The sequence below is a fragment of the Nocardiopsis oceanisediminis genome, from assembly GCF_048595525.1.
In the GTDB taxonomy this organism is placed as follows: domain Bacteria; phylum Actinomycetota; class Actinomycetes; order Streptosporangiales; family Streptosporangiaceae; genus Nocardiopsis_A; species Nocardiopsis_A oceanisediminis.
On the sequence record NZ_JAFMZJ010000001.1, the window covers coordinates 414749 to 434060 of the forward strand.

The 19312-nt window shown below is 72.1% G+C and carries 22 protein-coding genes; 7 read left to right on the forward strand and 15 right to left on the reverse strand.

Features of this window, described 5'->3' with window-relative positions; genetic code table 11:
• Positions 1-162 precede the first annotated feature (162 nt).
• From J0910_RS02290 to J0910_RS02320, 7 genes are all read right to left on the reverse strand, one after another.
• Complete coding sequence (locus tag J0910_RS02290) at positions 163-1587, reverse strand: tyrosine-type recombinase/integrase (RefSeq protein ID WP_420156843.1); 1425 nt, start codon at positions 1585-1587, stop codon at positions 163-165.
• Positions 1584-1799 (reverse strand): helix-turn-helix transcriptional regulator, encoded by a 216-nt coding sequence (locus tag J0910_RS02295; protein WP_420156844.1) that lies wholly within the window; start codon positions 1797-1799, stop codon positions 1584-1586. Before J0910_RS02295 ends, J0910_RS02290 begins: the two co-directional genes overlap by 4 nt.
• On the reverse strand, positions 1796-3454 hold the full coding sequence (locus J0910_RS02300) for a replication initiator (protein ID WP_420156845.1): 1659 nt from the start codon (positions 3452-3454) through the stop codon (positions 1796-1798). Before J0910_RS02300 ends, J0910_RS02295 begins: the two co-directional genes overlap by 4 nt.
• Positions 3454-4875, reverse strand: coding sequence for a cell division protein FtsK (locus J0910_RS02305; protein WP_420156846.1), 1422 nt, complete (start codon positions 4873-4875; stop codon positions 3454-3456). The genes J0910_RS02300 and J0910_RS02305 overlap by 1 nt, the downstream gene beginning before the upstream one ends.
• Complete coding sequence (locus tag J0910_RS02310) at positions 4875-5153, reverse strand: hypothetical protein (RefSeq protein ID WP_420156847.1); 279 nt, start codon at positions 5151-5153, stop codon at positions 4875-4877. The genes J0910_RS02305 and J0910_RS02310 overlap by 1 nt, the downstream gene beginning before the upstream one ends.
• A 111-nt stretch (positions 5154-5264) precedes the next feature.
• The gene (locus J0910_RS02315) at positions 5265-5495 is read right to left on the reverse strand and encodes a hypothetical protein (protein ID WP_420156848.1); all 231 of its coding nucleotides are present in this window, start codon (positions 5493-5495) and stop codon (positions 5265-5267) included.
• The gene (locus tag J0910_RS02320; RefSeq protein ID WP_420156849.1) at positions 5495-5914 is read right to left on the reverse strand and encodes a plasmid replication, integration and excision activator; all 420 of its coding nucleotides are present in this window, start codon (positions 5912-5914) and stop codon (positions 5495-5497) included. The genes J0910_RS02315 and J0910_RS02320 overlap by 1 nt, the downstream gene beginning before the upstream one ends.
• A 288-nt stretch (positions 5915-6202) precedes the next feature.
• Here J0910_RS02320 and J0910_RS02325 point away from each other — a divergent pair, with 288 nt between their 5' ends.
• Positions 6203-6940: an XRE family transcriptional regulator gene (locus tag J0910_RS02325; RefSeq protein ID WP_420156850.1), complete on the forward strand. Its 738-nt coding sequence runs from the start codon at positions 6203-6205 to the stop codon at positions 6938-6940.
• A gap of 10 nt (positions 6941-6950) precedes the next feature.
• Positions 6951-7424 carry an NUDIX hydrolase gene (locus J0910_RS02330; RefSeq protein WP_420156851.1) on the forward strand — a complete coding sequence of 158 codons (474 nt, stop codon included), beginning with the start codon at positions 6951-6953 and terminating at the stop codon, positions 7422-7424.
• A 3-nt stretch (positions 7425-7427) separates the two neighbouring features.
• On the opposite strand, the gene J0910_RS02335 is transcribed toward J0910_RS02330, so the two are convergent.
• The 3 genes from J0910_RS02335 to J0910_RS02345 all read right to left on the reverse strand — a co-directional run bounded on the left by J0910_RS02335 (position 7428) and on the right by J0910_RS02345 (position 8956).
• Entirely contained in the window at positions 7428-7865 is a 438-nt protein-coding gene (locus J0910_RS02335) for an HD domain-containing protein (RefSeq protein WP_420161866.1), read from the reverse strand.
• Positions 7866-7989: 124 nt separating this feature from the next.
• Complete coding sequence (locus J0910_RS02340; RefSeq protein ID WP_420156852.1) at positions 7990-8475, reverse strand: GntR family transcriptional regulator; 486 nt, start codon at positions 8473-8475, stop codon at positions 7990-7992.
• Positions 8476-8677: 202 nt separating this feature from the next.
• Positions 8678-8956: a hypothetical protein gene (locus J0910_RS02345; RefSeq protein ID WP_420156853.1), complete on the reverse strand. Its 279-nt coding sequence runs from the start codon at positions 8954-8956 to the stop codon at positions 8678-8680.
• 435 nt (positions 8957-9391) lie between these two features.
• Here J0910_RS02345 and J0910_RS02350 point away from each other — a divergent pair, with 435 nt between their 5' ends.
• From J0910_RS02350 to dnaN, 4 genes are all read left to right on the forward strand, one after another.
• The gene (locus J0910_RS02350) at positions 9392-10123 is read left to right on the forward strand and encodes an XRE family transcriptional regulator (protein ID WP_420156854.1); all 732 of its coding nucleotides are present in this window, start codon (positions 9392-9394) and stop codon (positions 10121-10123) included.
• A gap of 1020 nt (positions 10124-11143) precedes the next feature.
• Positions 11144-12424, forward strand: coding sequence for an acyltransferase family protein (locus J0910_RS02355; protein WP_420156855.1), 1281 nt, complete (start codon positions 11144-11146; stop codon positions 12422-12424).
• Between the two features lie 112 nt (positions 12425-12536).
• Positions 12537-12998, forward strand: coding sequence for a DUF4442 domain-containing protein (locus J0910_RS02360; protein ID WP_420161867.1), 462 nt, complete (start codon positions 12537-12539; stop codon positions 12996-12998).
• Between the two features lie 97 nt (positions 12999-13095).
• Positions 13096-14244 carry a DNA polymerase III subunit beta gene (gene dnaN, locus J0910_RS02365; protein ID WP_420156856.1) on the forward strand — a complete coding sequence of 383 codons (1149 nt, stop codon included), beginning with the start codon at positions 13096-13098 and terminating at the stop codon, positions 14242-14244.
• A gap of 18 nt (positions 14245-14262) precedes the next feature.
• Here dnaN and J0910_RS02370 read toward each other — a convergent pair whose 3' ends face one another.
• The 4 genes from J0910_RS02370 to J0910_RS02385 form a co-directional block, all read right to left on the reverse strand.
• On the reverse strand, positions 14263-14688 hold the full coding sequence (locus J0910_RS02370; protein ID WP_420156857.1) for a PPOX class F420-dependent oxidoreductase: 426 nt from the start codon (positions 14686-14688) through the stop codon (positions 14263-14265).
• A 223-nt stretch (positions 14689-14911) separates the two neighbouring features.
• On the reverse strand, positions 14912-15721 hold the full coding sequence (locus J0910_RS02375; RefSeq protein ID WP_420161868.1) for a DUF2786 domain-containing protein: 810 nt from the start codon (positions 15719-15721) through the stop codon (positions 14912-14914).
• Between the two features lie 98 nt (positions 15722-15819).
• Positions 15820-16227 (reverse strand): hypothetical protein, encoded by a 408-nt coding sequence (locus J0910_RS02380; RefSeq protein WP_017595428.1) that lies wholly within the window; start codon positions 16225-16227, stop codon positions 15820-15822.
• A gap of 187 nt (positions 16228-16414) precedes the next feature.
• On the reverse strand, positions 16415-17266 hold the full coding sequence (locus tag J0910_RS02385; RefSeq protein WP_420156858.1) for an NUDIX domain-containing protein: 852 nt from the start codon (positions 17264-17266) through the stop codon (positions 16415-16417).
• A gap of 122 nt (positions 17267-17388) precedes the next feature.
• Between J0910_RS02385 and J0910_RS02390 the strand changes: the two genes are divergently transcribed.
• Positions 17389-18681: a hypothetical protein gene (locus J0910_RS02390; protein ID WP_420156859.1), complete on the forward strand. Its 1293-nt coding sequence runs from the start codon at positions 17389-17391 to the stop codon at positions 18679-18681.
• 19 nt (positions 18682-18700) lie between these two features.
• Here the strand turns inward: J0910_RS02390 and J0910_RS02395 are convergent, their stop codons facing one another.
• Complete coding sequence (locus J0910_RS02395; protein ID WP_420156860.1) at positions 18701-19312, reverse strand: hypothetical protein; 612 nt, start codon at positions 19310-19312, stop codon at positions 18701-18703.

Below are 19312 nucleotides of genomic sequence, written 5' to 3' on the forward strand. Positions count from 1 at the left end.
GGTCTTCGCGTACCCGGCGGGATGCAGCCGTATGCCGCCATGAGCAGCCCGCAGCGGGTGGCCGCGGAATATACGCGGAATGCTTCCATGAGCGTCTTCGCAGGTCGTCCCAGGTATGCGGAAGGGGCCCCGGAATCCGGGGCCCCTGTCGGCCGCCTGTGTTCACTCGTCGTCCTGCTCTTCGTCCCCGCCGAGCATTCGGTCGATGCGCCGGTTCGCGATGGCGTCATCGCCGTCCATGCACTTGGCGTAGACCCGGAGTAGGACGTTGACCGAGTGGCCGGCCCGCTCAGCGACCTTGGTCGGCGGCACCCCGGAATTCAGCCAGGCGGACACGCCTGCATGCCGGAGGTCGTAGGGTCGTTCGGCCAGCGGCGAGTCCGCCTTGTCCGGGGGGAGCGCGAGCAGCCGGGCCTGTCTCCACACGTCGGTGTAGGAGGACGACGGGATGACGTTGCCGCCCGGTTGCCGGAAGAGACGCCCGTCCGGAGCCGTCCCGAACTCGGAGATGTGCTCCCGGAGCATACGGACCAGGACGGGCGGAATGGGAACGGGGCGGACCTCGTTGGCCGCACGGTGCTTGAGGTGCCGGGGGTCATGCCGGTTGCCGGTACCGGTGTAGCGTTTGCCGACCTCTGGAGACGACTTGGCGAGGTAGAGCATCCCCCAACCGGATTCGGGAAGGTCACAGTCCTGTTCACGGAGGGCCAGCGCTTCGGCCGTGCGCAGTGCCCCGTAGTACATGCAGCCGAACATCGCGACCAGCCGTCGCCCTCGAAGCGGATCACGCGACCCGACGTAGGTCACGGCGGTGAGCAGCTCGGCGGCCTGCCGGGGGTTGCATACCGACCGCCGGTCGATCTGTTCCGCGGCTTTGTCCGGCTCCCAATCGACGTCGGGCATCGGGTTCTTCGGGATCAGCCGCTTCTTTCCCTTGGCCGCCCGCTTGAGTGCGTTGTAGAGGACCGAACGCTTCCGGGCGACCGTGTTCGCGGCGGCCGGCTTGCCGTCGAGGCGCAGCGTCAGCGCTTTGAGAGCTTCGGTCAGGACGTCCTCGTCCATCACCGCCGAGACGGGCAGAGAAGCTTTCTCCAGCCAGCGGAGCGCCGCGGCGATGTCCGGGGGCGGAGTCTTCGCCGTCTGCCCTTCTGGGACAGGAGGAAGCGCATAGTGGCACACGGCCCGGTACAGGATCTTCCGATCCGGTTTCCCAGGGAGATCGCGGACGAGGGCGGGCACAGTGGTGGCCAGCGCCTCCAGAACGCCCTTGCGGGTGTTGGGAGCGTCCTTGCCCCAGCGCTTGGCCACGTAGGAGGCGCTGTAGTCCAGCCAAGAGACGCCGGAGGGCTTCTCCGTCATCGATTCTGGAAGGCCTGTCTCGACATCGAACGCCTCTTCGTTCTTGACCGCTCGGCGAAGGTCGAACAGGAAGTTCTCCGCCCCGGACTTGTACTTGAATGTCTGCGACTTCTCCCGCCGAGCGACCTTCCAGCGCACCGTGTGCGAGACGGCAGGCCTCTTCCCTGAGTGCTTCCCGGCCCCGTAATTGGTCTTGATGCTCCAGAACCGCACGTCGTAGGAGTTCACGCGACATCCTCCCGGAGGGCTTCCAGCCACAGCGTGAAGTCGCTGCGCCAGATCCGGAGTTCGCCGTTGGGCAGCTTGATGCTGTCCGGCGCGTTGCCCAGCTCCCGCCACCGGTAGAAGGTCCGCCGGGAGACCCCGCCGAGCTCTTCGAGGACTTCCGGAACGGTCATCAGGCGGTCGTTCTTACGCAGCGGAACCGTCGCCCCGTTCATGCCGCCCTCCTCACTGCCGAAGGTTCTGCGATCCGGGTCGCGTCCAGCTGTGCGCGGCGTTTCAGCGCCTCCCCGACCGCGCGGAGGAGGCGGTGTTCGCGGGGCGGGACGTCGGGGTCGGTGGGGTTGGCCAGCTCCCAGGCGAAGGAGCCGGTCACGGCCGGTCCCGCTGCGCCGGCGTCTTCCTGGCCGCCGTCAGGGTCGGCTCCGAGCCGTTCGAGGACCCAGGCCAGCCGGTCGGCCTTGTGGTCGGCCACCGTCTTGTTCGACCACTTGCGCGAGACCAGGACGCGGCGTCCGGCGTGGCCCAGGTGTTCGCGCTTGTGCGCCTTGGAGCGGCAGAACCCGGGGACCAGGCCCTCACGGGCGCCGTCGGGCTGGATGCCGTAGCGCAGCCAGTTGGCGCACCGGGGCGAGCAGGGTTCGAACCGCAGCGCCTCCACCAGGCGGTCAACGTGGCGCTCCTGGGCGGAGGATTCGGCGGGGTGGCATTGGGCGATGTCCTTGGTCAGGTACTTGGCCAGGTAGCGCACGCACCGGTCCGCGTCGGCCGATCCGGCCACGACCCCCTTGGCGTCGACCTGGCGGCCGAAGCGCGCCACGTGCATCGGTTCGGCCTGCGGATCGGCATCCAGGGCGTCCAGCGCCTCGTCCCAGGTCGGCAGCGCCTCACCGGTGGCCGGGTCGAGGTGGTTACCGGTCGCCTCGTCGTAGACGGGCAGGTTCGCGCCGTCGTAGACGACCTCGTCGGCGGGCGGCCACCACACCTGGTGGTAGGTCGCGGCGGCGATCTGGCGCAGCTCGGCCCGGGGCAGGGTGCCGCGCACCGCCATGTGCAGGTGCGGGGCCAGGCGGCGTTGCGGTTCGACGGAGGCGAAGTACTGGACGTCGTAGCCGGCCACCCGCCGCAGGTTCTGCACGAACCGGTCCACGAGCTTGGAGAAGTGGATGGCGTCCCGGGCGGCGCGCCGGTAGTCGTAGGTCGAGGGGTCGACCGGGGTTCCGTCCGAGCGCACTCGCCCGTAGGAGTCCAAGGTCAGGGTGAGGAACATGGAGGGGCGGAAGGTCTTGCCCGAGGCGGGGTCGGTGAAGGCCCGCCCCAGCGTGGTGTTCTTGCGCTGACGCTTGGGCAGGTCCGGGGCGTCCTGCCGCCGCCGGGTCGACCGGGCCCGCCGGGGCCGGGAGGACACCGAGGACGGAGCCACCGACCCGCGCAGTCCGGAGGCGGTGATCTCGGTGTCCAGGTCGGCGATCGCGGCGTCCAGTGCCCGGAGGTCTTCTGGGGAGGCGTCCCCTTCAGCGGCCAGGCGGTCGCGCTCAGCGGTGACCACGGCCCGTTTGGCGACCCAGTCCTGTTGGACCCCGGTGGGGTCGTCGGGGGCGGGTTCGGGCTCTTCGGCCAGGTGCCAGCCCTCTTCGCACTGAGTGCGGCGGATGGAGCGCTTGCGCTTGGCGCAGGCCGGGCAGCGCGATTCCAGGGTGGCCCCGCACGGGACGTCGATGATCTCGGTCCGGCCGGTGGCGATGTCGGTCCGGCGCAGCGAGACGGGGCGGATGCACACGCCCTTGTCGGCCGCGATCTGCTCGGCCACCTCCCGGGCCAGCGGTTGGGCCAGGCGCTCTGCCCGGGTGGTCTTACCGGTCACGGTGGGCACTACTCGCCTCCGTCCGCGTCGGCGGCGGTCATGGTGTCGATGTCGTCGTCGCTCACGTAGGCGGCCCGGACCCGGACCGGCATCGTGGAGCCCTCCAGGCGGACATAGGCGGTGCCGGGAACGCCGGCGTCGATCAGGTGGGCGTCGGCGCCCCGGTCGCGGGCGTCGGGGCCGAGCACCATGTCGACCTGGGAGGCCTCGTCCAGCCGGAGCGCCACCTTGTCGGGGAACAGGTTGCGCAGGTTCATGACCTCCTTGCGGGGGTCCTGCAGCGCGGCCAGGACCGCGTACCCGACACTGCGCCCCTGGGAGGTCAGCGTGGCCATCGCGGCCTCCGCCCGGCGGCGGATGTCGCGGTCGGGGTGGTAGGCGGTCAAAAACGCCACCTCGTCCAGAACCACCACCTCGAAGGGGTCATCGGTGGTGGGGGTGTGGGCGCGGATGCGCCCGGCGTAGCGGGCGGCGCGAGCCTGCATGTCGGCCACGGCCTCTTCCAGCAGCTCCACGCACGCTTCCCCGGAGTCGGCGTACCGGTGGAAGAGCGAGCGCCCGTACGACAGCTCCATCCGCTTGGGGTCGACCGCCCGCACCCGCACAAGCCCTTCACGGATGGCGGGGAGCATGGCGCGGATCGCCGACCAGATGACCGATCCCTTCCCGGAGCCGGTGACGCCGGCGACCAGGACGTGGGTGCCGTGCAGGCGCATCCGCCACGTCCGCCCGTCCTCACGCAGCCCCATCGGCAGCGCGGCCAGGTCCACGCCGTCGGCCGAGCCGGGGATGGGAAGGGCGCCGATCGGATCGGCCAGCATGTCGTGCCGGGGGAACTCCAGCACGATGTCCAGCGGGCCGCGCACCTCCACCCGGCAGGCCGGGGCGCGGAACCCGTGCGCCAGGTGGGCGGTGCGCTCTTCGAAGGCGGACGGGGCGGTGCCGGGAACCAGCTTGACCCGCACCCGGTCGGCCCACTGGGTGCACGTCACCGCGCGGATCCGCGGAAGGTACTGGCGCTCCAGGTAGGACTCTGCGAGCCCGGAGACCACCAGCACCGGTTGCCAGTGCCGCCGGTAGACCCACACTCCGCGCACCAGGGCCAGCGCCCGCAGGGAGATCCACCTCCGGAAGGCCGCGGGGCGGAGCTTCCACCAGGCCAGACCGCCGATGGTGGCCACGGTGCACACCAGCGCCGGGCCGATCCAGTCCAGCAGCCACCACGACCCCGCCAGGACGGCGGCGGAGGCGGTGGCGAGGGGGAAGCGGACCGGCAGCGTCCCGAGGAAGGCCAGCAGGCGCCAGAGCCAGCGCCCGATGATGAACACCGCCGGCGTCTCCACCACCGGCGTGCTGAACCGGATCGCGTGCGCGGGGACCGGAGCGGTCGGCTGGACCGGGGCGGCTCCGTTGCCCTTGCCGTTGAGCATCAGCGACGCCCCCCGGTGCGGACCTCGTAGGAGGAGGCCAGCTCTTCGGCGCGGGCGGCGGCCAGCTCGGCCCGCGCGGTGGCCAGGTCGGCGCGGGCGGCAGCGGCGACCGACCGGGTCTCCGCGTCGGTGGTCTGGGCGGCGATCCGGTCCAGCAGCGAGGACTTCCACGCCAGGACGTCCAGGCGGCCCCGGGCGCTCTCGGAGCGGGAGGGGGCGGTCTGCTGCTCGCGCAGCGCGGCCAGGAAGTCGGTGATCTCCCGGACGGACACGCGCACGGGCCGTTCTGCCATCATGAGGACGCACCTCTCTTGGGTTTGCGCAGTTCTCAGGGGGTGAAGGGGCGGCCGAAGGTGTTGGCGCACCAGGCCGCCCCGCGAAACGTCGGTCTAACCGGCGGTGAAGAGCCGCTCCACCTCGTCGGCGTAGGCGCGGGCCGCATCGGCGAACCGGCGAGCGGCTTCGGCCTCGTCCCGGGTGACGGCCCCGCCCGAGAGCGGGGAGATCGTGACCATGAGGCCCGGTTCATCGATGCGCAGCTGAGGAGTGCTCTCCCGGACCGTGGAGAGGTCGATCCCGGTGCCCTCCTCCAAACGGAGCGACAAGATCGTGAGCGCCATCACTCACCGCCCTTGGTGCTCGCGGCGGCGGGGGTCCTGTTGCGTGAGCCCGCAGCGCCGGGCGCCTTCATGCCCTGGGCGCGCAGCGAGTAGGCGACCCGGGGGCGGCGCCCGTTGTCGTCCACGTAGGGCATGACCGCCATGCGCTCGAACTCCACCGGGCGGAACGGCAGGCCCGCCGCCTCGTCCGGCATGGTCGGGCAGACCTCGGCGGGGATCTTCACCTTCACGCTCTTGGCCTTGCCGCGGGCTTCGGGGTCGGCGTCGATGACGTCCACCGCCCACAGCGGCAGCCCGGTGTTCTTGTCCAGCTGGGGACGCTTGGTCTCGAAGTCGGTGATGGGCTCCACGCTCAGCGCGTAGGCGCCGTGGGGGAACACCGTCCCGAACTCCACCGGGATCGCACCCTGAATCGCCATGAGGACACTCCTCTACTCGTTGTTCATGCAGGTCAAAACCCCTGTCGCGACCGGCGTGCAGTCGCCCCGTCCAGGAATCGATACATGTATAGCATGTATCGAAGTTGGCTGTCAGCGGTAGCCGGGGAAGTCGTCTCGGGGAGTCCCGGATCCGCTGGCACCCGGGCTGTTCCGACGCTTACGACCATCCCTTGAACAGGCGGGACGGGATCACTACATGGCTGGACGTGTTCGGGACGTCTCGATAATGTGAGCGCGTCCTTAGACGTCCTGCGAGCCCCGAGGTACATGCCGAACGAGAGGTTGCGAGCCGCGCTCCTCCAGCGCGGAGCCACGCCCGCCGACCTGGCGGAGGCGATCGGCGTGGACGCGAAGAGCGTCGAGCGCTGGATCACCCAGGGCCGCACGCCCTACCGCCGGCACCGCTATGCGGCCGCGGTCTACCTCGAAGCGGAAGAGACCTACCTCTGGCCGAAGGCCCTCAGCCCGGAGCAGAGCAAGGCGGCGTCGCAGAGCGAGATCGTGGAGATCTACCCGCACCGCTGGAGCGTCCCGCAGGACATGTGGAAGCGCCTCTTCGAGAAGGCCCAGGAGGAGATCTCCGTCCTGGTCTTCAGCGGGTTCTTCCTGGCCGACGACCCGAGCATGGTCAAGCTGCTCGCGGACAAGGCGCGGGCCGGCGTCCGGATCCGCTTCCTGCTCGGTGACCCGGACGGCGAGGCCGTCGCCCAGCGGGGCGAGGACGAGGGCATCGGCGACCTGATGGCGTCGAAGATCCGGAACGTGATCCTGCTGTACAAGTCGGTGCGCGCGGTCGAAGGCGCCGAGTTCCGGCTGCACGACACGGTCCTGTACAACTCGCTGTACCGCGCCGATGACCAGTTGCTGGTCAACACGCACGTCTACGGCGCTCTTGCGTCCGAGGCGCCGGTCTTCCATCTCCGCAAGGTCCCCGGCGGCGGGATGATGAGTACTTATCTCGAAAGCTTCGAGAAGGTGTGGAGCAAGGCGACCCCACTCGACTGAGGGAAGGTCCATGGGCAAGCGGATCGACTACTACGACGACCCCGAGGCGCCGGAGGCCAACAGCCGCGTCCCGTCGGTGAACGTCTTCGTCGTCAACGAGCGCGACGAGGTCCTGATGATCCGCCGGACCGACAACGACAACTGGGCCGTCCCCGGGGGCGCGATCGACCTGGGGGAGTCCGTGCCCCAGGCCGCCGTCAGGGAGACCGAGGAAGAGTCCGGTATCACCTGCGAGATCACCGGGATCGTGGGCACCTACACCGACCCGAAGCACATCGTCTACTACACCAGCGACGGCGAGGCCCGGCAGGAGTTCTCCATCGCGCTCACGGCACGGCCCGTGGCAGGCGAGCCGAGGCCGAGCGACGAGTCGAAGGAAGTCCTCTGGGTCTCCAAGGACGAACTCAAGGGCTTCACCATGGATCGCTCCATGCGGTTGCGCATCGACCACTTCCTCGCGGGCGGTCCGACGCACATCGGGTGATCGTCAAGCGGCGTCGGCCAACCGCCGCTCCACGTTCCGCACAGCCGCCTTCAGCGCCGGGGACGAGCGGGTGATGGAGCGGTGCACCAGGTCTTCGGGGGCGTAGCGCTCCAGGATCTCCGAGAGCCGGCGCTCCACCGGCAGGTGGGTCCCGTCCGGGCCGGTCGTCATGTCCGCGTAGGTGACCGCCTCCAGTAGGTGCTCCGGCGGCGGTTCGAACTCGCCTTTCAGCAGGTCGAGCAGGCCGCGTTCCTCCGCTTCGACGGTGGCTCCGGAGTGGTGGGCGACCAGCGAGCACAGCCGTTCGTCGGCCTGGTGGACGCCGCGCAGATGACGGGCCCCGTCGAGGGGGTGGAAGCCGGTGCCGACGAGGTCCGGGGAGTACCCGATGTCGTGCAGCCAGGCCGACGCCTCCAGGAGGTCGGCCTCGTCACCGAGCAGGTTCTTCAGCGATCGGGCTTGTTCCGCCACGCCCTGGGTGTGCGCCCAGCGGCGGGGCAACGGCTGTTCGAGCAGTTCTCGCGCGAGTTCCCGCGCCCAGTGAACATGTCCCACATGCAGCAGGCTAGCCCGCGTCCGTTCCGGGCTCTCTGACGAACCGGCCCTTGCCGTGCACGGCGACGATCAGCCCCGTCCCCTCCAGCTCGGAGAGGGCTTGGCGGGCGGTTCCCCGGGAGACGCCGTACTGGCGCACGATCGCGGCTTCACTGGGCAGGGCGTCCCCGGGGGCCAGGTCGCCGCTGGTGATCCGCTCCCTGAGTTCGGCGGCGATCCGCCGGTACTGAGCCGGCAGAGCTTCGGAGGCCGCCCCCTTCCGCTCTTCCGCGGAGCACACGACCCGTCCGGTCCCGGGACGAGCTTTGATCAGCCCGTCGGCTTCGAGCGCGGCCAGGGCGCGGCGGACGGTGGTGCGTGCGACGCCGAACTCCTGTCCCAGAGCGGACTCCGAAGGAACGGCGTCGCCTGGGGCGAGCTCCCCACGGGTGATCCGACCACGGAGCGAATCCGCGATCTGATTGTAGGCACCCCACGGGGTCGCACGCGGGCTCAAACGGATTCCTCCGACTTCGGTTGAAGAGTGCTGTTCAGGATCCTAGGACTTGGATGCCTATAGATGCCTAGCATCTATGCGCTGCAGCGTTCGGGAGGCCCGTCGATGCCGACCAACCCGAAGGCCTTCCCCTCAGTCGGCACCGACGGACACCCGCGACCGCTCGGACGAGGCTCACCGAGCGTCGACCGGCGGCCGGTCCTCACCCCTCCAGAGGACCGTTCTCGGTGGTTCCGTTCCGGGGCCTGGTTCTTTCGCGCGGTCCTTGCCGCGCCGTCGCTCTCCCCGCCCCCGCAGGGGGGTTCTCCAGCTGGCGGATGAAGGTCTCCAAGTCCTCTTCGATGAGGGTCGGCGCATGCCGGGCCGTGTCGTCCATCGTGGTCGCGATCCACAAGCGTGCGGTCCGCCTGATCGACCACCGCTCCCCGTAGTGGTGCCGCAGGAGACGGAGCAGCGGATCGGAGCCGACGTCGTCCTTCATGCCGCCATCACCTCCCTTCGAGAGATGTCGAGGAGGACCCCCAGGCCGAGCCGGCTCCGGTCGATCCGCTCCACCTCGCGCTGCCGTTCGGCGTGCAGGACATAGGGCCGGACCATCCTGGCCAGCGGTGCCACGGCATACGCCCGGGGCGGAGGAGTGAACAGGACCGCCGCGTAGGACCTTGCCCCGAGGGGGCGTTCTGCAGAGGGATCGCGCGGCCAGAAGCGCGCGATAAGGTTCCGCATGTTCCGCCTGCTCCAATCAGGTGAGAACCGCGCCCCCGGAGTGTTCAGACCACTCGCGGGGGTCTTCGCTACCTGGGACGACGATGCTCGGAGCAGGCGGACATGTGTACCACGTATCGGACTTCTTGAGGGACGTCTGGGGACGTCTTCTGTTATCGTCGGGGTCCCGCGCACCCCGGAGGGCACCGACGTGAACGCTGCACTGCGCAAGGCGATGGCCGCGTCCCGACTCACCGAGACCGACGTCGCCGCGCACCTCGGTGTGGATCCGAAGACGGTGCAGCGGTGGCTCTCCGGCCAGCGGCCCTACCCCCGGCACCGCTGGGCGGTGGCCGATCTTCTCCAGGTCGAGGAGAGCGCACTCTGGCCGGAAGAGGGTCGGCCCCAGGAAGATCCTGCGCTCTCCGAGCATGCCCACCGGGTGTACGCCCACCGCTGGGAGGTGCCCCGGGAGGTCTGGCGCGACCTGTTCGCCTCCGCCCGGCAAGAGATCGGGATCCTGGTCTACAGCGGCCTCTTCCTGGCCGACGACGCCGGCATGGCGGAGATCCTGGCGGAGAGGGCCGGGGCCGGGGTGGGCGTTCGGATCATCCTTGGAGATGCGCAGTCCCGGCAGGTGGAGCAGCGCGGAGAGGCCGAGGGGATCGGGGAGGCCCTGGCGGCCAGGGCCCGCAACGCGCTGCTGCTCTTCCGGCCGCTGCTCGGTATCGACGGGGTCGAGATCCGGACGCACGCCACCGTCCTGTACAACTCCGTCTACCTGACCGAGAACCGGCTCCTGGTCAACCAGCACGTCCACGGGTTCCCCGCGGCGAAGTCCCCGGTGGTCGAGATCGACCGCGCCCGGTCTCCGGACATGGCCGAGACCTACGTGCGCAGCTTCGAACTGGTCTGGAAGGGCGCGAAACGCGTCGAGCCGTGAAGCCGCAGGCCGCTCCGTTGCCGAATCCGGCTATATGGGATCAAGGCGCCGGCGCTCGCGCGCCGTCGCGGCCTGCCGTCCGCCGCTGGGCTGCGGGCTGCCGCCCGGTCCCAGCGTGCGGACGGCGGCCGGGGCGGCGGTGGTGGCCGTCGCCTGCCCGTCACCTCCCGATGCGGGGCGCGCCGCCGGGGAGCAGATCATTCGTGGAGCGCCGGCGGGAAGGCGTTCCGGTCGGGGCGAGGACGTGTGGAACCAGGGGGCTACCGCCCCCATGGACCCCCGAGAGCCGGAGCACCCGCTCGCGCGATGCTGCTCTGTCTGTGGTCCGGACCGCTCGCGCGATCGGGCACTCCGGACCGTTACCGTGGTGGCCCGCCGCTGTGGTCGCCGAAGGCGACAGGGCGTCGCTCTGACCGAGATGGCGGGAATCGGTTAGCGCGGAATATACGCGGAACGGTGAGGACGCCGAGGAGCCCGGAAGGTGGCACCCGGGCAGATCAGGGCAGGGGCAGTAGCTCAGGCGTCGTCGGTCTTGAAAACCGTTAAGTCCTTCCGGGGCTTCGTGGGTTCGAATCCCACACCCTCCGCAGCGAGCCGTGAAGGCCCCCGCCCACCAGGCGCTACACAGCCGGGGCGGGGGCCTTCGCGCTTCCGGCGGCCGGCCGCGGGGACGGAGGGGCGCGCGGGGCGGGCGGGCCGGGGACGGCGGAGGGGGCGGGAACCGGGCCCCGGCGGATAAGGGGGCCGGAGCGGGGCCTTCCGGAAAACGGGCTTAGGGGTGTCCGGAAGGGGTTATCGTGGCCGGGCCCCTCTTCCCGCCGGCTTCTTCCCCCGGAGGCCGCCGGTGACCGCGACCGGTGAGCCCTGCGCCGGTCGGGTGAACACGCAGGCGGGCGCGGGCGGGGTCGTGCTCGCACCACCGTGTGCGGGAGGGTGTGCCCCTGATGAGAGGGGTGTACGGGATATCGTCCGGATCGGTCCGGCTCACCTAGGGTCGTCGATCTGACGAAGGAGCGATCGATGACCCCTCCGACCGCGTTCCCCGAACGCGACCTCTTCCTGGACGCGCTGCGGCTGCTGGTGATCGTGCTCGTGGTGGCACAGCACTGGTCGCTGCCGGTGCTGTCCTTCTCCGCGGCCTCGGGCACCCTGTCCATGGGGAGCGTGCTCAACGCCGAGGGAGGTTTCGCGGTGACCTGGATCGTCCAGGTGATGCCGCTGATCTTCTTCGTCGGCGGCGCGGTGAACGTGCTGAGCCGCCGCGCCTCGGCGGCCAAGGGGACCACCGCGTCGGAGTGGCTGGCCAAGCGGCTGCGCCGGCTGGCCTGGCCGGTGATCCCGCTGGCCGCCGCGTGGATACCGGCGGCCTACCTGCTGGCCGCGGCGGGCGTCCCGGAGCAGCCGCTGCGGGTCGGCACCGAGGCCGCCGGGATCGTGCTCTGGTTCCTCGCCGTCTACGTGCTGGTCGTCGTCGCCACCCCGGTGCTGGCGCGGGCCGAGGACCGGTTCGGCTGGGCGGTCCCCGCCGCGCTGCTGGCCGGGGCCGCGGCCGTCGACACCGCCCGGTTCGCCACCGGCGCGGACGCGCTCGGCTACGCCAACGTCGCGTTCGTCTGGCTCGGCCTGCACCAGCTCGGCTTCCGCTACTCCGCCGGGGCGATCGGCCGCCGCGGGGCCGCGGCGATGGCGGCCGGCGGGTTCGGCGCCGCCGTCGCGCTGGCCGCGTTCGGCCCCTACTCGCCCAACATGACCGGGGTGTTCGCGGTGGAGGCGTCCAACGCCGGCCCGCCGACCCTGGTCCTGGCCGGCCTGGGCGTCGGCCAGATCGGGCTGGCGGTGCTGCTCCGCGACCGCATCACCGGGTGGGTCGCGCACCCGGCCCCGGCGCGGGTGCTGCACTGGATCGGCCCCCGGCTGATGACGGTCTACCTGTGGCACATGGCGCCGCTCTCCCTGGTCGCCGGGGTGCTGGTGCTGGGCCTGGGGATGCACACCCCCGCCCCGCTCTCCGGGGCCTGGGCGGTGTGGTGCCTGGTCGGCGCGGCCCTGGCGCTTCCGCTGCTGTGCACGGTGGTGGGCTGGGCGGTCCGGTTCGAGGAGCCGCCCCGGGCGCTCCGCGGCGACCCGGGGACGGCCCGGATCCTCGGCGCGGCCGCGCTGACCGGCGGCGGCCTGCTGGTCCTCACCACCGGCGGGCTGGGCACCGGCCCGCTCCCGCTGCTCGGCGCTCTGGCGGTCTGCGCGGGCATGCTGGCCACCCTGCCCGCGGTCCGCCTGCCCCGCCCGGCCCCGGTCGGCTGAGCGGCCCGGCGGGCGGGGCCGGGCCGGGGAGGGGCTCCGCGCGGCCCGCTCCGCCCGGAGCAGGGGGTGGCGCCGCTCATTACCCGCAAGTAACATGGCCGGCATGACGACGATGAGCGCCGAAGCGGCGGAGATGGTCAAGTCCGGCTTCCTCGCCGCGGTCCCCTTCGCGCGGACCCTCGGGGTGGCCTTCGAGGAGATCGACCACGGCCGCGCCGTGCTGCGCCTCCCCGACAGCGCCGACCACCACAACCACGTCGGCGGACCGCACGCCGGCGCCATGTTCACCCTGGCCGAGTCGGCCTCCGGGGCGATCGTCATCGGGACCTTCGGCGACCAGCTGGAGCGCGCCGTCCCGCTGGCCGTCTCCGCGGAGATCCGCTACCGCAAGCTGGCGATGGGCGACGTCATCGCCGAGGCGAAACTGGGCCGCACCCGCGAGGACGTCCTCGCCGAGCTGGACGCCGGCGGGCGCCCGGAGTTCCCGGTCGAGATCGAGCTGCGCACCGAGGACGGTACCGTCACCGGTCTGATGACCGTGGTCTGGACGCTCAAGCCGAAAACGTCCTCCTGACCCGGTCCGACCTGCGGCGGACTGTCGGCACCGGTGGGTACGGTGACGGCAGTCTCCGGCCCGTGAACAGGGGCCGGCCCGCCCGTGGGAGGTCCGCGTGAAGTTCCGAGTCGACCGAGACGCGTTCGCCGACGCGGTCGCCTGGACCGCCCGGGCGCTGCCCGCCCGGCCCGCCGCCCCGGTCCTCGCCGGGATGCGGCTGGAGGCCGCCGGGGACGGCCTGCGGCTCTCCGGGTTCGACTACGAGGTCTCGACCCGCGCCCGGGTGGACGCCGGCATCGAGGAGCCCGGCGAGGTACTGGTCTCCGGGCGGCTGCTCGCCGAGATCGCCCGGAGCCTCCCCGCCGAGCCGGTCGAGCTGCGCACCGAGGCGGCGCGCGCCCTGCTCACCTGCGGCAGCGCCCGGTTCACCCTGCTCACCCTGCCGCTGGAGGACTACCCGGTCCTGCCCGAGATGCCGGGGAGCGCGGGCTCGGTGCCGGCCGACCGGTTCGGCGCCGCGGTGCGCCAGGTCGTCCCGGCCGCCGGCCGGGACGACACCCTGCCCATGCTCACCGGGGTGCACCTGGCGTTCCGGGGCGACGCCCTCACCCTGGCCGCCACCGACCGGTACCGGGTGGCGGTGCGCCGGACGCGGTGGCGCCCGGAGGACCCGGAACTGTCCGCCTCGGCCCTGGTGCCCGCCCGCACGCTGCACGACTTCGCCCGCTCGCTGCCGCCCGGCGGCGACGTCGGGGTGGCGCTCTCCTCGCTCCCCCTCGGCGAGGCGGCCGCGTCCTCCCGCGGCGAGGGGATGATCGGCTTCGACACCGGCTCCCGGCGCACCACCTCGCGGCTGATCGACAGCGACTTCATCGACTACGAGCCGCGGTTCCCGGCCGAGGCGGCGGCCCGCGCCGAGGTGCCGGTGGCCGCGCTGGCCGAGGCGGTCCGCCGGGTCGCCCTGGTCGCCGACCGGAGCACGCCGCTGCGGCTCTCCTTCACCGAGGGCGAGGTCGTGCTGGAGGCCGGCTCCGGCGACGACGCGCAGGCCGCCGAGGCGCTCAGCGTCGCCTACCGGGGCGAGCCGATGCGGGTGGCGTTCGCCCCCGGCTACTTCCTGGACGGCCTGGGCGGGGTGGGCACGGAGACGGCCTGGCTGGACTTCACCCTGCCGACCAAGCCGGTGGTGATCTCCGAGGTCCCCGCCGAGGAGGGCGGGGAGCCGGACTTCCGCTACCTGGTGATGCCGCTGCGGGTCTCCTGACCCCGGGCGGGCGGAGGGTCAGTCCGGGCAGCCCTCGTTGCTCTGCACCTCCTCGGTGTCGAGCGGGACGAGCTCGTAGTGGAGGGTGCGGTAGCGCAGCAGCCGGTGCGAGATGGGCACCGCCCAGCGCTGCAGCACCGGGTGGCGCCGGCCGAGGAGCAGCGAGGCGTGCCGGCTCTCCGGCTCGGTGAGCAGGCGGACCCGGCCGTGCACCGGTTTGCCCCGGGGCTCGCCGCGGAACGTGCTCGGCCGGAGGTCGGCGAAGGGGTAGCCGCCGAGCCGCTTGGCCTTCCCGGACTCCTCCCAGGTGCGGAAGATGATGCGGCCCTTGTCGACCACGTAGCTGACCGGGGTGTCCACGCCGGTGACCCCGTCGGCCCGGTACGTGGTCAGCAGGCCCGTCTTGTAGTCGCGGAACGCCTTCAGGAGCGCGGTTGCGTTCATCCTCGGTGACTCCCTGGATCCGTGGCTGGTACTGAGCAGCCTTCCCAGGAGAGTGACGCCCGTCACCTTTTGCCGGGGCTTTGGTGGCGGCGGGATGCGCGGCGGGTGGAAAACCGCCTTATCCACAGGCAAGGACCGGAAATCGGGGGTTATCCACAGTGATTTTCCGGGTTGTGCACAGAGTTATCCACAGGGTGATCCCATCAGGGGAAAACCCCGGCGATCATTCGCCCTCGGTGATCCGCCCGCCGCCGTCCCCGCCGACCGCGGTCTCCATGCCCAGCTGCGCGGAGCGGCCGCGCAGGTAGCCGGCGCGCGCCCCGGCCCGGTGGTGGGTGCGCTCCGGCCGGGTCGGCTTGAGCTGCGGGAAGCGGCGCTGGAAGTCCTCCTTGACCCGGTCCACGTCGCTGCGGAGCACCAGGTCGGCGCCGGTGGGCGCGGGCTCCTCCGCGGAACCGGAACCCGGATCGGAACCGCCGCCCGCCGGCTCCTCGCGCAGCCGGGCGCGGAACTCGCGGATCCGCTCGGCGACGGCGTAGCCGTAGGCCCGGATGAACGAGCGGTAGAACCGGCTCCGCTCGCCGGCCAGCGCGGACCGGTCGAGGTTGCGCAGCTCGCGCAGGTCGGCGATGTGGTTGCGGGCGGTGAACCGGGCGGAGGCCTCCATCTGCAGGGTGATGGAGGGCAGCAGCACGCGCAGCGATTCCAGCGCGGAGACGGTGCCGACGATGATCAGGGTGCGCTCGGTGTTGGCGGAGGTGTTCCCGCGCACCGCCGACTGGCAGCCGAACGCGGCGGCGATCCCGGCCAGCGCCTTGACCCGCGCCTTGCCGTGCCCGCCCACGCCGGAGACGGGGAAGTCCAGGCGGGAGACGGACTCCGCCTCCTCGCCGCGCTGGGCGCGCGCCTCCGCCTCGGCGATGGCGTGCCGGGTCATCAGCTCGGCGGCCTTGGCGGTGAACGCCTGGCTCTCCGCGTCGGTGACCGCGGGGTCCTCGGCCATCCGGAGCAGGGCACGCACCCGCTCGACCATCTTCTGCCGGGCGGGCTCACGGTTCTCGGTGGTCTCGGTGGTCAAGGGGCTCCTCTCAGCGACCCTGACCGAGACTACCCGCCGATGCCCGGTGGCGGTCAGCTGCGGCCGCCGGCCACCGTCCCGATCACACCGAGGATGACCCAGAGCACGGCGGCGGTGAGCAGGCCCGAACCGATCGCGCCGAACAGCCCGCCGCCGAAGACCAGCGCCACCGCGGCCACGCCCAGCGCGCCCGCGAGCGCCGGAGCGCCGGCGAACTTCCACGGGTACTGCGCGGCCCAGCGCTTGGCCCGCCGGTCACCCTTCTTGCCCAGCAGCGCCACCGCGCCGCCGATCAGGGTGAAGAAGAAGACACCGGCGGCGAGCCCCGAGCTCACCGAGAACGAGTTCAACAGGAAGAAGGCGATGCCGCCCACGGCGCCGCCGCCGAGGGCCGTCCCCCACGGCCACATCATCGTCGCCGAGGCGACCGGGGTGAAAGCGTTGCCGCGCTCCAGCGTCATGTCTGCTCCTCGCGAATGGTGCGGGCGTTCCCGCCCGGATCCGGTCGGGTCCCAGGCTCGCCTTCCAGACTGCCCGCGTGCCCGCGGGAGTGCATCAGGGCCCATCCCTGACTTACCCCTGACCCGTCGGCCGTGCACGTCGACCGGTCAACGAACGGCGCCACCGGGGAGTGCCCGGGCCGCCCGGTCAGGCGCAGTGCACGAGCGGTTCCAGGCCGGCCTTCTCCAGCAGCCACTCCGGGGCGGCCGTCCCGGTCCGCCCGGTCCGGTCGGTGACGGCCAGCACCGCGCGGCCGCCCGGGGAGCGGGCGGCGCCCGCGGCGTCGGCGGAGGCGGTGCCGCGGGCGATGGTCACCCCGGGCACCGGCGCCACCTCGGCATCGGTGACCAGGTGCACCCGGGGGAACCACAGGTGCAGCGGGGGCAGTGAGAGGTGGTCGGGGAGCACGTCGCCGGGCACCCCGGACCCGGCCAGCCCGGCCAGCGCGTCGCGCAGCTCGGCCACCGCCTCCTCGCCGCTGCCGCCGCTCCGGGCCAGCACCGCGTCGGCGTCGACCACCAGGTCCAGCCGGGACGCCAGGGCGCCGCGCAGCAGCGGCCAGATCTCCCCGAAGGCGGGCAGCAGCGGCAGCTCGGTCACCCGGTCCACCGGGACCCAGCGGATCTCCCTGCTCTCCGCGTTCTTCCCGGTGAACGGGCGGATCGCCCGGGAGCGGGTCAGCACCGTGTCGTAGTGCCAGCTGCCGCGGGCCGCCCGGTGCACCGCGGACACGTCGATCGGCCCGAGCTCGCCGTCCACCTCCTCGCCGAACTCGCGCAGCGCGCCGGCGACCGAGGACTCGCCGCTGTCCAGGGCGCCGCCGGGCATCCCCCAGGTGTCCCCCTGGTGGGTCCAGGACGCCCGGTGCTGGAGCAGGACGTGCGGCGTCTCCCCGTCGATCCCGGGGGCGTGCAGCAGCACCCCGGCCGCGCCGTAGAGCCCCCAGCGCTCCGAACCGTCGGGCAGGGTCACCCACCCGTCGCCGTCTCCTCTGCTCACCCGGTCCTCCTCAGCAGCTCGCACGGTCCCGCTCCCGTTCTTACCGCACCCGGCCGGGGAGCGGCGGCCGAATCCGGCCAAGGCGGCGGAGGACGCCCGGGGGTCGCTAAGATTCACCCGCGATGACCAGGCAGATCCCTTTCGCCGCGTTACTGCCCCTGTACACGCTGGACCTCGCCCGCCGGTACTGGGCTCCACTGCTGTGCGTCTGGCTGCTCGGCGACTTCGCGCACCGGATGGCCATGCGCGGCATGGCGCAGCTGGTCGCCATCGAGCCCTACTTCGGCTACGCCGCGCTGGGGATCGTGCTGGTGCTGCAGCTGGCCGCCTACATCATCATGTTCCACATGCTCCGGCCCGGCCTGCCCGCGGTGGACGCCGAGTACCGCAGGGCGCGCGGCACCGGGGAGCGGCGCGGCCTCGCCGAGGCCGAGCGGAACCTGGTCGACGCGGTGGCCGTGGCGATCCTGCCGTTCCTCATCTTCTACAGCGCCTGGGACCTCATCGCGGAGGAGTACCGCAGGTTCCTCATCGCCACGGTGAACCAGGAGGGCATGGAGTTCCTGCTGGACATCGGGGCGATGAACGCCACCGGCCCGCTGATCGCGATGGCGCTGCTCGCCTTCGGCCTGCGCGCGTTCTTCGAGTACGTCTACGACCAGACCGGCAGCAAGACCACCGGCGTGCTGACCGCGCTGTTCGAGGCCACCTGGACCTTCCTCGCGCTGTTCAGCGTGGTCGACCTGCTCGGCAGGTTCTGGGCGTGGGTGGACACCCGGGCCGCGACGGTGGCCGTGCACGACACCCTCAACGCCGGCCTGGCCTGGGCCAACGGGCTGGTCACCCCGTTCCCGCTGCAGGAGCTGGTGCTCGGCGCGATCGGCGCGGTCACCGCCCTGTGGGCGATGCTCAAGGGCGGGTTCATCGAGCCGCTGCTCTGGCTGACCATCACCGCGGTGGTGTTCGGCGCCCAGATGGACCGCTACACCGGCCTGTTCCGGAAGGACACCCGCGCGGGCCGGGTGGAGCGGGCGATCATCGCCGGGCGGCGCGGGCCGCTCCGCACCGCCGCCGGGTGGGTCCGCCGGGACATGGGCGACAAGTACGTCCCGTTCCTCAACGCCTTCCGCTTCATCCTGGGCACCAGCCCGGTGTTCTACCTGTCCTTCTCGCTCTACTACGTGCTGCTGGAGCTCGGCTTCGACCGGCTGGAGCGCGGGGTGTTCGTCGCCGTCGGCCCGGCCGAATGGCTGGGCTGGTGGTGGCCGTGGATGGGGCCGGTCGAGGTGGTGCTGGACGCCGCCAAGTACATGCTGCGGATCTGCCTGCTGGCCGCGGCCTTCGAGCTGATCCTGCGCAAGGTCGGCGGGAGGAGCACCGGCCGCCGGGCCCGCGCCCGCACCGGGGCCGCCTGACCGCGCCGGCCCGGCGGGCTCAGTTCTTCTTCTCGGCCCGGAACTCCGCGGCGACCGGGGCCCGAGGATGGTCCTCGTCCTCGCCGCTCCCGGTGTCCACCTGCACCTGGAAGACGAGGGAGTCCACCGCGTCCTCGGGCACCAGGAAGCTGACGATGACGCCGGCCTCCTCGCCGGGCGGCAGCGGCTCCCCCTCCTCGCCGGCGCAGCCGCCCAGGCCCGGGACGACGGCCCCGGCCTCGGCGAGCGCCGCGCGGGTGGAGAAAGAGTTGTCCGGCCTCCACACCCGGCCCCGCGCGTCCTCGGCCCGGAAGTCGCAGCTGAGCAGCTTCTCGGCGGCGGCCTCGTCGGACGGGGTGGCGCGGAACACCACGTCCACCAGGCCGACCCCCGGCGGGGGCGGCTCGGCCTCGCCGAGCTCGTCCAGGAGGAAGCCCCTGACCTCCCAGGAGCTGCCGGCGAGCTCGGCCCGGCCGCCCTGGGCGGGCACCGGCTCCGGCGGGACGGCGCCGCGCTCGGCCAGCTGCCGCTGCTCCAGCCACCACGGCACCGCGACGGAGACGGGGAGCAGCACCGCGACCGCGGCCACGTAGGGCAGCTGGAGCCTCTTCCACAGCGGGGGCACCGTCAC